Consider the following 15,780-nt stretch of genomic DNA (forward strand, 5'->3'; position numbering starts at 1 on the left):
GGTACTGCCCTGTGGTGGGGTGGGAGAGTAGGTTGCTGCCACGGTTTTTCTTGAGGGGGGTCGTCTTTGCGGGCGGCCCCTCTTTTTTTGTGTGTTGTGTGTGGGGGGTCCTGGCGGGCCCCCCTTTTTTTGTTGTGTGCCTGGTCCCCGCCCGGGGTGTTCGGGCCGGGCGCTCTCTAGCGCCTCCGGCCCGTCTCCAGGTGCAGCAGGTACTGCTTCCGCTCCAGTCCTCCCGCGTAGCCCGTCAGGGTTCCGTTGGCCCCGATCACCCGGTGGCAGGGCACGATGATGCTGATCGGGTTCCTCCCATTGGCCGTCCCCACCGCGCGAGAGGCCGTGGGGCGTCCCAGCTCCGCGGCCAGTTCGCCGTAGCTCGCGGTCTCTCCGTACGGGATCGTGGTCAGGGCCTTCCAGACCCGCAGCTGCCACTCGGTTCCCGCCGGCGCCAGGGCCAGGTCGAACTCCCGCAGAGTTCCCGCGAAGTACGCCTCCAGCTGCGCGACGGCGTCGCGAAAGGCCGACGGGTCCTCCCGCCACTCCGGCGGGACCTCTCTCCGGACGTTCTCCTTCCCCTGTGTGTGGACGCTGCTCAGCGACTCCCCGTCGCCGGTCAGGAGAAGTTCTCCCAGAGGTGACGGCATCCGCGTGTAGCGCGTCGGTCCGTCCAGAAGGGGGCGGAACTCGACCGCGGGTGTTCTCCTCGGCTCGGCCGTCGCCACCTCGATCGGGAGTGCCTCCTGCGTACCCTTGCTCATCTCTCGTTCCTCTCGCCGAGGCAGGCCCACATCAGGTGGGTTGCGTACGAGCGCCACGGGCTCCAGTGCCCCGTGGCCGGTGCCTCTTCCGAGGCCAAGGTCTTGCGCAGTCCCTGGCGGACCCCCAGGTCCGTCGCCAGGAACACGTCCGGGTCGCCCAGGCCCCGCATACGGATGTAACCAGCCGTCCACGGCCCGATTCCCCGCAGTGCCACCAGCCGCCGCTCCGTCTCGTCGCGGTCGCAGCCCGGGCCCAGGTCCACGTGGCCGGAGGCGACGGCCTCGGCCAGTCGGACCACCGTACCGGCGCGGGCGGACGGAAGGGGGAGGTCCTCCGGGGAGAGGGCGGCCAGCACCTTCGGCTCGGGGAAGGTGTGGGTCAGGCCGCCCGTGCGCAGCCCCGGCTCCAGGGGCCGGCCGACATCGGCGACGATCCGGCCTGCCAGGGTGCGCGCCGCCCGCACGGAGACCTGCTGACCCAGGACCGCACGTACCGCCAGTTCCGCCGGGTCGCTGTGGCCCGGGGCGCGGATGCCCGGATGGGCGCGGACGACCGGGGCCAGGGCCGGGTCCGCGCCGAGCACGTCCGACACCGCCCTGGGGTCCGCGTCCAGGTCGAGCAGCCGACGGCACCGGCGCACCGCGCTCGCCAGGTCGCGGGTGTCCGTGAGCCGCAGGCGGCACAGCACGTGGTTCTCCCCCTCCCACAGCTCTGCCGTGCCCCGGCCGTGGGGAAGGGTGAGGGTGCGCCGGTAGACGCCGTCCGCGTACTCCTCGATGCCGGGGACGGCGCGCTCGCCGAGAAAGGCCAAGGTCCGGGCCAGGTCGGCGGGCTCGCGGTAGGACAGGCGCAGTGTGATCGCGCCCGCGGTGCCGCCCGGCCGCACCCGGACCCGTCCGCGCATCTCCGTGGGGGAGTGGCCGAACACCGCCCGCACCGTCTCGTTGAACTGGCGCACACTCGCGAACCCCGACGCGAACGCGATGTCGCTCATGGGCATGTTCGTGGTCTCGATCAGCGTGCGTGCCGTCTGCGCCCGCTCGGTGCGGGCCAGGGCCAGGGGGCCGGCGCCGAGCTCCGCGGTCAGCAGGCGGCCCAGCTGCCGCTCGCTGTACCCCACTGCCGACGCCAGCCCTCCGACCCCGCCCCGGTCGACGGCGCCGTCGCGGATGAGGCGCATGGCCCGGCCGACCGCGTCGGCACGCAGGTCCCACTCGGGGGATCCGGGGGTCAGGTCCGGGCGGCAGCGCTTGCAGGCGCGGAAACCCGCCTCCTGCGCCGCCGCGGCGGTGGGTACGAAGGAGACGTTGTCCCGCAGCGGGGTGCGTGCCGGGCAGCTGGGCCGGCAGTAGATCCCGGTGGTGCGCACGGCCGTGTAGAACACCCCGTCGAAGCGGGCGTCCCTGCTCTGCACGGCGCGGTAGCGCTGGTCGTCGTCCATCACGCCATCCATGGTCGCCGACGGCCGTGCCCGGCGCTGGCGGTTTTCGGACACGGCGGCCGCCGGGGAGACCCGGAGGACGGGGACGCTGCTTCCCGGGATCAGGTCTCGGCGTGCTCCCGCAGGTAACCGATGTAGACCGGCCGCAGCGCCTCCTGCACCCTCGGGTCGCTCTCCGCAGCCAGCGCCTCGTAGACGAACCCCGACAGCTGGGCCACGCTCGCCTCGCTGGCCTCCTGGTCGCCGGCCGCCGCCGTGGCGGCCGGGATCAGGCCGAGCAGCTTCCAGAAGAATTTCAGGTCCCAGCGCTCCCGGGCCAGGTCCGTGGCGCGTTCGCGAAGGTCTTCGGTGCTGAGCTGGTCGTAGTCCTCTGCCATGGACTCCACGTACCCGTGCGCCCCGCTTCCATCCCGGCCGGCTTCCCCCGGCGGGGCCCCGGGGGGTGAGCTGCGTTACTCTTCAGGGATCACGTACTCGCACAAGGGTTCCCACAAGGAACTCCGAGGGGAGGGGCCATGGCCGAGGCAGCACGGATCGTCGTTGCGAAACCGGGCCTGGACGGACACGACCGCGGGGTGAAGATCGTCGCCCGGGTGCTGCGGGACGCCGGGGTCGAGGTCATCTACACGGGCCTGCGTCAGACCCCCGAGATGATCGTCTCGGCCGCGATCCAGGAGGACGCCGACGCGATCGGCCTGTCCGTCCTCTCCGGTGCGCACATGACCATGTTCGCCCGCGTCCTCGAACTGCTCGAGGAGAACGGGGCACAGGACATCCGGGTGTTCGGCGGCGGGATCATCCCCGACGCGGACATCGAGGAGCTGGAGCGCATGGGCGTCGCCAAGATCTTCACCCCCGGTGCTCCCACGTCGGAGATCGCCGTCTGGGTCAAGGAGAACGTGCGCCCGGCGCACGCCGCATGAGTGATGTTCGTCGCATGCGGGAAAAGGTGGTTCTGCCGGGGAAACACACCCTGAAGGTGTTACTTCCGGTGGCGCTCGTCACATATTTTCTCATGTGAGGGCGGTCCGGAGCCACTTGTGTGGCTCCGGGCACCGAGGTGCACAGGGACAACGCGCCCCCGGTGTCCGGCGGCCGAATTTCGGGCGACTAAGCTTTGCGCATGTCGCGGGTGGCTGACGCTGCGGCGATCTCGATCTCTGTGAACGGCCCAGCCCCGCCAGGGCTCTGCGTCGTGTGACACATGTTCATGGGTCACAGCCGGATTCGGACGAGGCCACCCCGGTAGACATCCTGAGCCAGCGAGTTACAAGGACGGACCCTCGTGGACCTGTTCGAATACCAGGCGAAGCAACTCTTCGCAGAGTACGGGGTTCCCGTGCCCCAGGGGAAGGTGGCGAGCACGGCCGCCGAGGCGCGTGCGATCGCCGATGAGTTCGCCGCCGCCGGCAAGCCCCGCGTCGTTGTCAAGGCGCAGGTCAAGACCGGTGGCCGCGGCAAGGCCGGCGGTGTGAAGGTCGCCGAGGGCCCCGAGGACGCCCAGGCCAAGGCCGAGCAGATCCTCGGCATGGACATCAAGGGCCACACGGTTCACCGTGTCCTGGTGGAGGAGGCCTCCGACATCGCGGAGGAGTACTACTTCTCCTTCCTGCTGGACCGCGCCAACCGCAACTTCCTCTCCATCTGCTCCGCCGAGGGCGGCATGGAGATCGAGGAGGTCGCCGAGACCAACCCCGACGCCGTCGCCAAGATCGCGATCGACCCGCTGACCGGCGCCCCCGAGGCCGTCGCCGCGGAGATCGTCAAGGCCGGCAAGCTGCCCGAGGCCGCCGCCGCGGGTGCCGCCGAGGTCATCACCAAGCTGTGGAAGGCCTTCGTCGGCAAGGACGCCACGCTCGTCGAGGTCAACCCGCTCATCCTCACCAAGGACGGCCGCGTCGTCGCCCTGGACGGCAAGGTGACCCTGGACGCGAACGCCGAGTTCCGCCAGGACCTGGAGAGCCTCGCCGTTCCCGAGGAGGGTGACCCGCTCGAGGTCGCCGCCAAGGAGAAGGGCCTCAACTACGTCAAGCTCGACGGTGAGGTCGGCATCATCGGCAACGGCGCGGGCCTGGTCATGTCCACCCTGGACGTGGTCGCCTACGCCGGTGAGAAGTTCAACGGCGTCAAGCCCGCCAACTTCCTCGACATCGGTGGCGGCGCCTCCGCCGAGGTGATGGCCAACGGTCTCGAGATCATCCTCGGCGACCCGGCCGTCAAGAGCGTGTTCGTCAACGTCTTCGGCGGCATCACCGCCTGCGACGCCGTTGCCAACGGCATCGTCCAGGCGCTGGAGCTGCTCGAGGGCCGCGGCGAGGACGTCAGCAAGCCGCTCGTCGTCCGTCTGGACGGCAACAACGCCGAGCTGGGCCGCGAGATCCTCACCAAGCGCGCCCACCCGGCCGTGCGACAGGTCGACACGATGGACGGCGCCGCCGCTCAGGCCGCCGAGCTCGCGGCTAAGTAGGGGACTGACACACCATGGCTATCTTCCTCACCAAGGACAGCAAGGTCCTCGTCCAGGGCATGACCGGCTCCGAGGGCACCAAGCACACCCGCCGGATGCTGGCTTCCGGTACGAACATCGTCGGCGGCGTGAACCCGCGCAAGGCGGGCCAGAGCGTCGACTTCGACGGCACCGAGGTACCGGTCTTCGGTTCCGTGGCCGACGGCATGGAGGCCACCGGGGCCGACGTCACGGTGATCTTCGTTCCGCCGAAGTTCGCCAAGGACGCGGTCATCGAGGCGATCGACGCCGGGATCGGCCTGGCCGTCGTCATCACCGAGGGCATCCCGGTGCACGACACCGCCGAGTTCTGGTCCTACGCCTGCTCCAAGGGCAACAAGACCCGCATCATCGGCCCCAACTGCCCCGGTCTGATCACCCCGGGCCAGTCCAACGCCGGCATCATCCCGGCCAGCATCACCAAGCCGGGCCGCATCGGCCTCGTGTCGAAGTCGGGCACGCTCACGTACCAGATGATGTACGAGCTGAGCGACATCGGCTTCTCCTCCGCCGTCGGCATCGGTGGCGACCCCATCATCGGGACCACGCACATCGACGCCCTGGCGGCCTTCGAGGCCGACCCGGACACCGACGTCATCGTGATGATCGGTGAGATCGGCGGCGACGCCGAGGAGCGCGCGGCCGCCTTCATCAAGGAGAACGTGACCAAGCCGGTCGTCGGCTACGTCGCGGGCTTCACCGCTCCGGAGGGCAAGACCATGGGCCACGCCGGCGCCATCGTCTCGGGCTCCTCCGGCACCGCGGCCGCCAAGCAGGAGGCCCTGGAGGCCGCCGGCGTCAAGGTCGGCAAGACCCCCAGCGAGACCGCCAAGCTGGTGCGCGAGCTGTTCTGACAGGCATGAACGCAGCGGCCCCGCTCCACCCCTCACGGTGGAGCGGGGCCGCTGCGTTCTCCGGAGCTCCGCGGGTCAGCCCTTGGTGATCTCGCCGCCTCCGCGGCGGCGGCCGCGGAGGGCGCTGACGATCCCCGGCACCACCATCAGGCTGAAGAAGCCCAGGAACACGCTGATCGCCACGACGTTGCCGGACACGAACGTGGGTATGCCCCACACGAAGAGCAGGAACCCGGCGAAGCCCGCCAGCCCCGCCAGGCTCGGGCCCTTCTTCTCGGCCTCCTCGGCCGGGCGCCTGTCGGCCTTTCCTTCTCGGCGGACCACCGGGGAAGCGGCGCTTCCGGCCCGGCCGAGGGCGGCCGGGCGCAGATGGACGGGCAGGTCGGTGAAGAGCGGAGCCAGGTCCCGGTCGGTGACGGCGCGCAGCGCCGCGGAAGAGCGCTCCTCGTGCTCGTCCGTGGTCAGGCGGCCCTCCTGGAAAGCGGTCCGCAGCTGTGTCAGTGCCTCGTCGCGTTCTCCGTCGGAGAGCCGGTAGGGGAGGGGCTCCTGGTCTGCCATGAGATATCCGTTCGAGCGGGGTGGGGCTGACAGGTACGACGGCTCTTCCCGCCGGGAGGTTCCACTCGGAGGGCACGACACGCGTGCCCGGGGATAGGGCGGAGCATTCCGGTCCCTGGCAGCATAAGTCGGGTGAGTACGCCAGGATCTCCGCCCTCCGGCCCCGAACGCCCCGCGAAGCGGCCCTCGGCCTCCGCGGCCGTCGACGCCCGTCCCCTCTACGCGACCGGAGGGCTCGCGGCCGCAACCGCGGCCGCCATAGGACTGGCGGTGGCCGTCACCCTGACCGTCACCGCGTGGGTCGCGGCCCCCCATGCGGGCCTCGGCGAGGAGATCGGCGGGGTACTGCGGGGAGCGGTGGTGGCGTGGCTGGTGAGCCACCACGTGTCGTTCACCGTCGCCGACGCCCAGATCAGCATGCTCCCCATCGGGCTGATGCTGCTGCCGGGCCTGGTGCTGTACCGGTCGGGCCGGTGGCTGGCCCGCAGTTGCGAGATCCCCCGGCTCCGGTACGTCCACCGCGCGGCACTGGCCATCGCCGGCCCCTACGCGGCGATCGCGGGAACGCTGGCGCTGGTGGCGCGCGGCGAGACCGTCGAGCCCAGCATGCCGCGCGCCCTGTTCATGGGCTTCGTCATCGCGTTCCTGGCCGGAGGGCTGGGGGCGCTGCGCCAGCTGATGGCGGACAAGGGTGTCGCCCCCCGGGCCCTGCTGGGGCTGATGCCGGCCCGGTCGCGCTCGCTGCTGGTGGGGATGCTCGTCTCCACGGGAACGCTGCTGCTGGGCGGGCTGGTGCTGTTCGCGGTCGCGTTCGCGGTGGGATTTCCCGAAGCGGTGGAGACCACGCGGCTGCTGGCCCCCGGGCTGGTGGGCGGCGCACTGCTGATCGTCATCCAGCTGGCCTACCTGCCCAACGCCGTGCTGTTCGCCGTGTGCTACGGCCTGGGGCCGGGGTTCGCGCTGGGAGAGGCGACGGCGGTGGCGCCCACGGGTATCTCCACGGGTCCGCTGCCGCTGCTGCCGCTGCTGGCGGCCCTGCCGGAGGACGGGGCGGCGCCGGTGGCGTCGCTGGCCGCGCTGGCGGTGCCGTTCGTCGCGGGCGCGGTGGGCGGGGTGCTCACCCAGCGCAGCGCGCCCGATCTGGTGAGCGAGGCGGCACCGCTGTGGGGGTTCGTGTGCGGTGTGACCACGGGGGCCCTCTGCGCCGCCCTGGGCGAGCTGGCGGGCGGCTCCCTCGGGATGGAGCGCCTGAGCGACATCGGCCCGTCCGCGTGGCAGGTGGGGCTGGTGGCGGCTCTGGAGGTCGGTGCGGCCGCTGCGATCGCGGCCTGGGGTGCCAACTGGTACTACACCAGGCGCAGGAGCGGCGGCGCGGAGCCCGACGCGGCGCCCGAGGCAGAGGCGCGCCCCGCAGCGGAACTGCCCGTGGACGTCCCGGTGGGCGAGGGGCTGGCCACGGTCACCCCGCTGCGCCCCCACGGGGAGAAGGAGGAAGCGCCGGGACCGGAGGACCGGGGCGGGTTCCGGCCCGGAGGGCCCGCCCTCGGCGGCGGAGCGGAGAAGGAGGCCCGCGGGCAGGCCGTGCCGAAGGCCCGGGAGGAGAGGGCCGCCCGCAGGCAGGCCGCACGCGAGGAGCGCGCCCGGCGCCGCGCGGAGAGGAAGGCCCTTCGCGCCGACCGTCCGCGCCGGTGGCGGCGGCGGGACGCCGAGGACTCCGACGAGCTGTACGGCATCACCTACGAGGCCGAACCCGAGGAGGCCGACGCCCCCAGGAACTGACCCGTGCCCGGTCCCGTGGGACGGGCCCCGGAAACGGAAGGCGGCCGCGGTGCCCGAGGCACCGCGGCCGCCTTCCCCTGCGCGGTCAGCCCTCCTTGCGGGCCGCCCGCCGAGCCGGTTCGAAGATGGCCTCGACCAGCTCGGTGCACCACTTGAGCAGGTCCAGGTCGCGCAGCGGCTTGCCGCCCAGGCCGCCGGCCTTGGGCACCGGGACCAGCAGTGTCTTGGTGGCCTCCTTGTGGAGGGACTTGGGGTACATCCGCCGCAGCCGCAGCTCCTGGGACTCGCGCAGCTCCACCGGGGAGAAGCGGATCTGGGTGCCCTGCTGCACCACGTCCTGGAGCCCCGCGGACTTGGCCAGGACCCGGAACCGGGCCACCGCCATGAGGTTGTCCACCGGCTGGGGCGGGGTGCCGTAGCGGTCGCTGAGCTCCTCGTAGGCGGCGGTGATGTCCTCCTCGCTGGTGACACCGGCGATGCGCTTGTAGGCCTGGAGGCGCAGCCGCTCGCCCGGCACGTAGTCGTGCGGGATGTGCGCGTTGATCGGCAGCTCGACCTTGGTCTCGACCTCCTCGGCCGCGCTCTGGTCGCCCCGCAGCTCGGCGACGGCCTCCCCGACCATGCGCACGTACAGGTCGAAGCCCACGCCCGCGATGGTTCCCGACTGCTCCGAGCCCAGGATGTTGCCCGAGCCGCGGATCTCCAGGTCCTTCATCGCCACGTACATGCCCGCGCCCGTCTCGGTGTGCTGGGCCACGGTGGCCAGGCGCTCGTAGGCGGTCTCGGACAGAGGCCGCTCCGGCGGGTAGAGGAAGTACGCGTAGGCGCGCTCGCGCCCCCGGCCCACCCGGCCGCGCAGCTGGTGGAGCTGGGAGAGGCCGTAGGTGTCGGCGCGGTCGATGATGAGCGTGTTGGCGTTGGGCACGTCCAGGCCGGACTCGACGATGGTCGTGGAGACCAGTACGTCGAAGTTCTTCTCCCAGAAGTCCACCATCACGCGTTCGAGCTGCTGCTCGTTCATCTGCCCGTGGGCGTAGGCGACGCGCGCCTCGGGGACCAGGCGCTGGATGTGGGCGGCGGCCTTGTCGATGGACGCCACCCGGTTGTGCACGAAGAACACCTGGCCCTCGCGCATCAGTTCCCGGCGGATGGCCGCGGTGATCTGCTTGTCCTCGTAGGGCCCCACGAAGGTCAGCACCGGGTGGCGCTCCTCCGGCGGGGTGAGGATCGTGGTCATCTCCCGGATGCCGGTCAGGCCCATCTCCAGGGTGCGCGGAATGGGCGTCGCCGACATCGCCAGCACGTCCACCTGGGTGCGCAGCCGCTTGAGGGCCTCCTTGTGCTCGACGCCGAAGCGCTGCTCCTCGTCGATGATGACCAGGCCGAGGTCCTTGAAGCGGGTCTCGGACGACAGCAGCCGGTGGGTGCCGATGACCACGTCGACCTCGCCGGTGCGCAGCCCCTCGCGGGTGGCCTCGACCTCGCTGTCGGTCTGGAAGCGCGACATCGGCTTGACCGTGACCGGGAACGAGGCGTACCGCTCGGTGAACGTGGACAGGTGCTGCTGCACCAGCAGCGTGGTGGGCACCAGCAGGGCGACCTGCTTGCCGTCCTGCACGGCCTTGAACGCGGCGCGCACGGCCACCTCGGTCTTGCCGTAGCCGACGTCGCCGCAGATCAGCCGGTCCATGGGGACCGGCTTGGCCATGTCCTTCTTGACCTCCTCGATGGCGGCGAGCTGGTCGGGCGTCTCCGCGTAGGGGAAGGCGTCCTCGAGCTCGCGCTGCCACGGGGTGTCGGGGCCGAACGCGTGCCCGGGCGAGGCCTGGCGGGCCGAGTACAGCCGGATGAGGTCTCCGGCGATCTCTCGGACCACCTTGCGGGCGCGGCTCTTGGCCTTGCTCCACTCGGCGCCGCCCATCTTGGACAGGGTCGGCGCCTCGCCGCCCACGTAGCGGGTGACCTCGCCCAGCTGATCGGTGGGCACGAAGAGGCGGTCGCCGGGCTGGCCGCGCTTGGAGGGCGCGTACTCGATGACCAGGTACTCGCGGGTGGCCCCCTGCACCTGGCGGCTGACCATCTCCAGGTAGCGGCCCACGCCGTGCTGCTCGTGCACGACGTGGTCACCGGGCTTGAGCTGGAGCGGGTCGACGGTGCCGCGCCGCCTGCTGGGCATGCGGCGCATGTCGCGGGTGGAGGACCTCTGACCGGCCAGGTCGGTCTCGGTGAGCACGACGGTGTGCACCGAGCGCAGCAGGAAGCCGTGGTCGACCAGGCCCGTGGTCACGGTGGCCACGGCCGGCCGGGGCGGTTCCGCCAGGTCGTCGACCAGGTGGGCGCCCAGCCCCGACTCCCGCAGCATGGACACGAACCTCTCGGCCGGGCCCTGCCCCTGGGTGACCAGCACGACGCTCCAGTTGTCGTGCAGCCAGCCCTTGATGTCGGCGAGCGCGCGCTCGGTGTCGCCCCGGTAGGAGTCGGCGGGCACGGCGCCCACCACGACGGCGTCGTCCTCCTCGCCGGCCTGCTCGTCTGCGGCGAACGGCGTCAGCCCCCACCAGGGCATGTCCAGGTCCGAGGCGGTGGCGCGCAGGTCGGTGATGGACATGTACGCGGAGGCGCCCAGGTCGATGGGGGCTTCTCCGCCGGCGGCGGCGTTGATCCAGGAGGCGTCGAGGAACTCGGCGCTGGTGGCCTCCAGCTCCAGGGCGCGGGTGCGGATGCGCTCGGGGTCGCAGCCCACCACCATGGCGCCCTCGGGCAGGAGGGACAGGAAGGGCTCCATCCGGTCGGCGAGCACGGGGGCGAAGGCCTCCATGCCCTCGACCGCCACGCCGTCGGCCAGCTTGGTGAGGATCTCGGCCAGGGCCGGGTGCTCGCCGGCCAGTGCGCGGGCGCGCCCGCGCACGGTCTCGGTGAGCAGCAGCTCCCGGCAGGGAGGCGCGAACAGGCCCGAGGCGGCGTCGCGGCCGCCGCCCTCTCCGGGGGTGAGGGAACGCTGGTCGGCGACCTGGAAGTAGCGGATGTCCTCGACGGAGTCACCCCAGAACTCCAGCCGCAGCGGGTGCTCCTCGGTGGGCGGGAAGACGTCGAGGATGCCGCCGCGCACGGCCATGTCGCCGCGCTTCTCCACCAGGTCGACGCGCGAGTAGCCGGTGTCGGCCAGGGCGCCCACGACCTCCTCCAGGGAGATCTCGTCACCGGGGCGGACGCGGACCGGCTCCAGGTCGCCGAGCCCGGCCACGAGCGGCTGCAGGACGCTGCGCACGGGCGCGACGACCACGCGCAGCGGCGAGGTCAGGGGGTCGGCGGGGTCGGGGTGGGCCAGGCGGCGCAGCACGGCCAGACGCCGGCCGACGGTGTCGGAACGCGGGGAGAGGCGCTCGTGCGGCAGGGTCTCCCACGCGGGGAACAGCGCGACGGAGTTGTCGGGCAGCAGCGATCCGAGGGCGTCGGTGAGGTCGGCCGCCTCCCGTTCGGTCGCGGTGATCGCGAGCACGGGCCGCTGCGCGCCGAGGGGCGCGTCGGCGGCCAGCGCACCCACCATGAAGGGGCGCAGCGCCGCCGGTGCGACGAGGTCGAGGTGGGGATCGCGGCCGCTGCGGGCGGACTCGATCGCGCTGTGCAGTGCCGGGTCTCGGGAGACGTCGGCGAGAAGTCCGATAAGGCTCATAGCACCAAAGAAGGAAGTGGGTCCGTTCAGGCGGGTGGTCGCGTCCTGCACGGTGGGAGGGCGGCTGGGCGATGTGTGCCGCCGGCACCTCTCAGCCTAGCGAGTCCAGCGGTTTCGCGCGGGCAGGGTGTGGACGGCGCGGAGCCGGGGATCCGCCCGCGTCGTCTCGGAGACGCGGGGAGGTGTTCTCATGGCAACCCCCTGTGACCTGGTTCTATTCCGTTGGGCGGAGTTCGTTCCCGGCTGCTGCCGACCGGAGGCATACGCTGGGTCCGGTCTTGCAACTCCTGTGGGAGGGGAAACGCGTGGTGAGTGCCGGCAGACGCGGGAGCGCTTCGGAGGGGGACGCCGGGCGGTCGGGCGCCCCGGTCTTCACCCCGGGGCCCGACGCCCTCGCCCACCTGGAACTGGTCCTCAGCGGTGCCTACCCGCTGCCCGGCTTCATGACACGGGAGCAGGCGGAGTCGGTGGCGGCGTCGGGGTGCCTGCCCGACGGCCGGCCGTGGCCGGTTCCGGTCATCCTCGAAGCGCCCGAGGACCTCTCCGGCGACCTGGTGGTGCTGACCGACCCCGAGGGCGCACCGCTGGCAGAGCTGGCGGTGAGCGAGAGGTGGAAGGACGACCGGGGCCGCCACCACCTGGCCGGTGACGTGTCCCTGCTGCGCCCGCCCACCTACGGCGTGCTGCGCGAGCTGCGCGCGGCACCGGCCGAGGTGCGGGCCCAGAGCGGGCTGGGGGCCCCGGCGGACCGTCCGGTGCTGGCGGTCGTCACGGACCGGCCGCTGCACCACCGCGCCCTGCACCAGATCCGGGCCGAGGCCGAGGCCCTGGGCGGGGACGGCGAGCGGATCGAGGTCCTGGTGATCGTGGACGCCCCGCTGGAGGACGAGGGGATGGCCGCGGCCGTGCTGGCGGCCGAGCCGCTCCTGCCGCCGCGCTCGTCGCTCGTGGTGTGCACGCTGCCCCGCTCGCGGGCCCGGGCCGCCGGGCCTTTCGGAGGCCCCTGGAGCGACTCCGACGTGCGGCTGGCCGCGCACGTGGCGGCGGCCTACGGCGCCACCCACATGATCGTGGAGACGGGCGGCTCCGGACCGGACGTGGACCGGGTGATGGCCCGGCGCCCGCCGCTGACGGTGCTCGACCCCGAACCGTGGCGGTTCGGTACCGACGCGGGCCTGTGGGAGCCGATCACCCGGGTCGACCCGGGGCAGGCCCGCCGGGAGCTCACCGAGGAGGAGGTGGAGCGGGAGCTGGCGCTCGGGCGCGAGCTCCCCGCCTGGTTCACCCCCGCCCGCGTGGCCGCCGAGCTGGCGCGGCTGCGGCCGGCCCGTACGCGGCGCGGCCTCACCCTCTTCCTCACCGGTCTGTCGGGCTCGGGCAAGTCCACGATCGCGCGCGGTGTGAGCGACCGGATACGCCGGTCGGGACGCTCGGTGACGCTGCTGGACGGCGACGTGGTGCGGCGCATGCTCTCCCAGGGGCTGACGTTCTCGCCGGAGGACCGCGCGCTCAACATCCGGCGGATCGGGTACGTGGCCGCGGAGATCGGCCGCCACGGCGGCGTGGCGGTGTGTGCGCCCATCGCCCCCTACGCCGACGGGCGCGAGGAGGTCCGTGCCATGGTGGAGGAGGCCGGCGGCGACTTCTTCCTCGTGTACGTGGCCACCTCGCTGGAGGAGTGCGAGAGCCGCGACCGCAAGGGCCTGTACGCGAGGGCGAGGGCGGGGGAGATCCCCGACTTCACCGGGATCTCCGCGCCCTACGAGGTCCCCGAGGACGCCGACCTGGTGCTGGACACCGCGGGCGCCGACCCCGCGGAGTCGGTGGCCGCGGTGGTGGCCGCCCTGCGCGAGGGCGGATGGCTCCCCGAACACGACGGCTGAACCCCGACACCAGTGAGAGGGACGACGATGGACCGACCCCCTGCCCGGCCGGAGGAGGAACCGCCTCCCGGACACCGGTTCCTGCGCTTCGTGGAGGTGATGGGCACCCTGCGCAGGGAGTGCCCCTGGGACCGGGGGCAGACCCACGAGTCCCTGGCCAAGTACCTCGTCCAGGAGGCCTACGAGACCCTGGAGACCATCGAGAGCGGTGACGTCGCGCTGCTGCGCGAGGAGCTGGGAGACGTGCTGCTCCAGGTGGTGTTCCACGCGGCGATCGCGGCCGAGCGGCCCGAGGACGACCCGGCGCACTTCACCGTCGACGACGTCGCCGACGCGATCATCGACAAGATGACCCGCCGCCACCCGCACGTGTTCGGCGGGGTCGAGGTGTCGGGCGCCGACGAGGTGCGGTCGAACTGGGAGGCGATCAAGGCCGCGGAGCGGGCCGAGAGGTCGCGGGCCGCGGGCGGGGAGGGGCACTCGTCCGTCCTGGAGGGGGTGCCCTTCGGCCAGCCGGCCGCGATGCTCGCCCACGAGCTGCAGAAGCGCGCGGTGCGCAACGGCTTTCCGCCCGACCTGATCGGGAACGACGGCGGTCCGGGCGGCGGGCTGTTCGCGGCGGTGTCCGACGAGCGCGGGCGCGGCCGCGACGCCGAGGGCGACCTGCGTGCGGCCTCCCGGCGCTTCGACGCGCGGGTGCGCGCCGCCGAGGCGGCGGCCCGCGCGGACGGCCGTGAACCGCGCGAGCTCTCCGAGGGGGAGTGGCGTGCCTACTGGGACGCGGCAGGGCCCTCCGACCCGTCCCCGGAGCCCGCACCGGAGGCAGGACGGCCCGGTATGGACTAGACCAATTTCCGCCGGGCGGGCGCGCTCTTCGACGGGGGATGTCGCTAGTCTCGTGTCGGGTCCTGACACAACTGGTCCGACCAACCCCAAGAGACGGAGAGAGACCGTGGCGTCCATCGAGGCAGTGCAGGCACGGGAGATCCTTGACTCCCGAGGCAACCCGACCGTCGAGGTCGAGGTCCTGCTCGACGACGGAACCATCGCGCGCGCCGGCGTTCCCAGCGGCGCCTCCACCGGACAGTTCGAAGCGGTCGAGCTGCGCGACGGCGGCGACCGCTACGGCGGAAAGGGCGTGTCCAAGGCCGTCGCGGCGGTCAACGGCGAGATCGCCGACGAGCTGGCGGGACACGCCGCCGACGAGCAGCGCATCATCGACAGCACGCTCATCGAGCTCGACGGCACCCCCGACAAGTCCCGTATCGGCGCCAACGCGATCCTGGGCGCCTCGCTGGCCGTGGCCCGGGCCGCGGCGGCCGAGGCCGGACTGCCCCTGTTCCGCTACATCGGCGGCCCCAACGCGCACGTGCTGCCCGTGCCGATGATGAACATCCTCAACGGCGGCGCGCACGCCGACAGCAACGTCGACATCCAGGAGTTCATGATCGCCCCCGTCGGGGCGCCCACGTTCTCCGAGGCGGTCCGCTGGGGCACCGAGGTCTACCACGCCCTGAAGGCGGTCCTCAAGGCCCACGGCCTGGGCACCGGGGTCGGCGACGAGGGCGGCTTCGCCCCGAACCTGGAGAGCAACCGCGCCGCCCTCGACCTCATCGTCGAGGCCATCGAGAAGGCCGGCTACACCCCGGGGACCGACATCGCGCTGGCCCTGGACGTCGCCGCCAGTGAGTTCTTCAACGAGGGCGTGTACACGTTCGAGGGGCGGGCGCGCACCTCCGACGAGATGTCCGCCTACTACGCCGAGCTGGCCGCCGCCTACCCGCTGGTCTCCATCGAGGACCCCCTCGACGAGGAGGACTGGGAGGGCTGGAAGAAGCTCACCGACGACCTGGGCGACAGGGTCCAGCTGGTCGGTGACGACCTGTTCGTCACCAACCCCGAGCGGCTCCGCCGCGGTGTCGACACGGGCACCGCCAACTCGCTGCTGGTGAAGGTCAACCAGATCGGCACCCTCACCGAGACCCTGGACGCGGTCTCCCTCGCCCAGCGCAGCGGCTACACGGCGATGATCAGCCACCGCTCCGGCGAGACCGAGGACACGACCATCGCCGACATCGCGGTGGCCACCAACGCCGGCCAGATCAAGACCGGTGCCCCGGCGCGCAGCGAGCGGGTCGCCAAGTACAACCAGCTGCTGCGCATCGAGGAGGAGCTCGACACCGCTGCCGTGTACGCGGGCGTGTCGGCCTTCCCGCGCTTCGCCCGGCGCGGCTAGTCTGCACCGGTGTCCCGCGAATCCAGACAGCAGACCCCCAAGGCCCGCAAGACGTCCAGAGCAGACGAGAGGGACCGGAGGGCTGCCCGCGGCG

12 protein-coding genes are annotated in these 15,780 nt (G+C 72.2%); 7 read left to right on the top strand and 5 right to left on the bottom strand.

Going from position 1 to position 15,780, the window contains the following annotated elements; genetic code table 11:
• Nucleotides 1–176: 176 nt before the first annotated feature.
• The 3 genes from FHS13_RS10545 to FHS13_RS10555 form a co-directional block, all read right to left on the bottom strand.
• Nucleotides 177–755 carry a methylated-DNA--[protein]-cysteine S-methyltransferase gene (locus FHS13_RS10545; protein ID WP_184291028.1) on the bottom strand — a complete coding sequence of 193 codons (579 nt, stop codon included), beginning with the start codon at nucleotides 753–755 and terminating at the stop codon, nucleotides 177–179.
• Complete coding sequence (locus FHS13_RS10550; RefSeq protein ID WP_221442723.1) at nucleotides 752–2,197, bottom strand: DNA-3-methyladenine glycosylase 2 family protein; 1,446 nt, start codon at nucleotides 2,195–2,197, stop codon at nucleotides 752–754. The genes FHS13_RS10545 and FHS13_RS10550 overlap by 4 nt, the downstream gene beginning before the upstream one ends.
• A gap of 101 nt (nucleotides 2,198–2,298) precedes the next feature.
• A complete protein-coding gene (locus FHS13_RS10555) occupies nucleotides 2,299–2,574 on the bottom strand; it encodes a hypothetical protein (protein WP_184291032.1) in 276 nt (91 codons plus the stop codon).
• Between the two features lie 138 nt (nucleotides 2,575–2,712).
• Here FHS13_RS10555 and icmB point away from each other — a divergent pair, with 138 nt between their 5' ends.
• The 3 genes from icmB (at nucleotide 2,713) to sucD (ending at nucleotide 5,557) form a co-directional block, all read left to right on the top strand.
• Complete coding sequence (gene icmB, locus FHS13_RS10560) at nucleotides 2,713–3,120, top strand: coenzyme B12-dependent isobutyryl CoA mutase small subunit (RefSeq protein WP_184291034.1); 408 nt, start codon at nucleotides 2,713–2,715, stop codon at nucleotides 3,118–3,120.
• A 362-nt stretch (nucleotides 3,121–3,482) separates the two neighbouring features.
• Nucleotides 3,483–4,664: an ADP-forming succinate--CoA ligase subunit beta gene (gene sucC / locus FHS13_RS10565; protein WP_184291036.1), complete on the top strand. Its 1,182-nt coding sequence runs from the start codon at nucleotides 3,483–3,485 to the stop codon at nucleotides 4,662–4,664.
• A gap of 14 nt (nucleotides 4,665–4,678) precedes the next feature.
• A complete protein-coding gene (gene sucD, locus FHS13_RS10570; RefSeq protein WP_184291038.1) occupies nucleotides 4,679–5,557 on the top strand; it encodes a succinate--CoA ligase subunit alpha in 879 nt (292 codons plus the stop codon).
• 75 nt (nucleotides 5,558–5,632) lie between these two features.
• Here the strand turns inward: sucD and FHS13_RS10575 are convergent, their stop codons facing one another.
• Nucleotides 5,633–6,115: a DUF1707 SHOCT-like domain-containing protein gene (locus tag FHS13_RS10575; RefSeq protein WP_184291041.1), complete on the bottom strand. Its 483-nt coding sequence runs from the start codon at nucleotides 6,113–6,115 to the stop codon at nucleotides 5,633–5,635.
• A gap of 132 nt (nucleotides 6,116–6,247) precedes the next feature.
• Here FHS13_RS10575 and FHS13_RS10580 point away from each other — a divergent pair, with 132 nt between their 5' ends.
• On the top strand, nucleotides 6,248–7,894 hold the full coding sequence (locus FHS13_RS10580) for a cell division protein PerM (RefSeq protein WP_184291043.1): 1,647 nt from the start codon (nucleotides 6,248–6,250) through the stop codon (nucleotides 7,892–7,894).
• Nucleotides 7,895–7,979: 85 nt separating this feature from the next.
• On the opposite strand, the gene mfd is transcribed toward FHS13_RS10580, so the two are convergent.
• Nucleotides 7,980–11,567, bottom strand: coding sequence for a transcription-repair coupling factor (mfd, locus tag FHS13_RS10585; RefSeq protein WP_184291045.1), 3,588 nt, complete (start codon nucleotides 11,565–11,567; stop codon nucleotides 7,980–7,982).
• Nucleotides 11,568–11,872: 305 nt separating this feature from the next.
• Here mfd and cysC point away from each other — a divergent pair, with 305 nt between their 5' ends.
• The 3 genes from cysC to eno all read left to right on the top strand — a co-directional run bounded on the left by cysC (nucleotide 11,873) and on the right by eno (nucleotide 15,686).
• The gene (gene cysC, locus FHS13_RS10590) at nucleotides 11,873–13,450 is read left to right on the top strand and encodes an adenylyl-sulfate kinase (RefSeq protein WP_184291047.1); all 1,578 of its coding nucleotides are present in this window, start codon (nucleotides 11,873–11,875) and stop codon (nucleotides 13,448–13,450) included.
• A gap of 27 nt (nucleotides 13,451–13,477) precedes the next feature.
• A complete protein-coding gene (locus FHS13_RS10595) occupies nucleotides 13,478–14,296 on the top strand; it encodes a nucleoside triphosphate pyrophosphohydrolase (protein WP_184291049.1) in 819 nt (272 codons plus the stop codon).
• Nucleotides 14,297–14,402: 106 nt separating this feature from the next.
• The gene (gene eno, locus FHS13_RS10600; protein ID WP_184291051.1) at nucleotides 14,403–15,686 is read left to right on the top strand and encodes a phosphopyruvate hydratase; all 1,284 of its coding nucleotides are present in this window, start codon (nucleotides 14,403–14,405) and stop codon (nucleotides 15,684–15,686) included.
• Nucleotides 15,687–15,780: the final 94 nt, after the last annotated feature.

Origin of the sequence: Nocardiopsis algeriensis (genome assembly GCF_014203695.1) — a bacterium.
GTDB lineage: Bacteria > Actinomycetota > Actinomycetes > Streptosporangiales > Streptosporangiaceae > Nocardiopsis > Nocardiopsis algeriensis.

What these genes read in the sequence shown, in the direction of transcription:
- FHS13_RS10545 (WP_184291028.1), bottom strand. Translation starts at nt 755, where the DNA reads ATGAGCAAGGGTACGCAGGAGGCACTCCCGATCGAGGTGGCGACGGCC.
- FHS13_RS10550 (WP_221442723.1), bottom strand. Translation starts at nt 2,197, where the DNA reads ATGGACGACGACCAGCGCTACCGCGCCGTGCAGAGCAGGGACGCCCGC.
- FHS13_RS10555 (WP_184291032.1), bottom strand. Translation starts at nt 2,574, where the DNA reads ATGGCAGAGGACTACGACCAGCTCAGCACCGAAGACCTTCGCGAACGC.
- icmB (WP_184291034.1), top strand. Translation starts at nt 2,713, where the DNA reads ATGGCCGAGGCAGCACGGATCGTCGTTGCGAAACCGGGCCTGGACGGA.
- sucD (WP_184291038.1), top strand. Translation starts at nt 4,679, where the DNA reads ATGGCTATCTTCCTCACCAAGGACAGCAAGGTCCTCGTCCAGGGCATG.
- FHS13_RS10575 (WP_184291041.1), bottom strand. Translation starts at nt 6,115, where the DNA reads ATGGCAGACCAGGAGCCCCTCCCCTACCGGCTCTCCGACGGAGAACGC.
- mfd (WP_184291045.1), bottom strand. Translation starts at nt 11,567, where the DNA reads ATGAGCCTTATCGGACTTCTCGCCGACGTCTCCCGAGACCCGGCACTG.
- FHS13_RS10595 (WP_184291049.1), top strand. Translation starts at nt 13,478, where the DNA reads ATGGACCGACCCCCTGCCCGGCCGGAGGAGGAACCGCCTCCCGGACAC.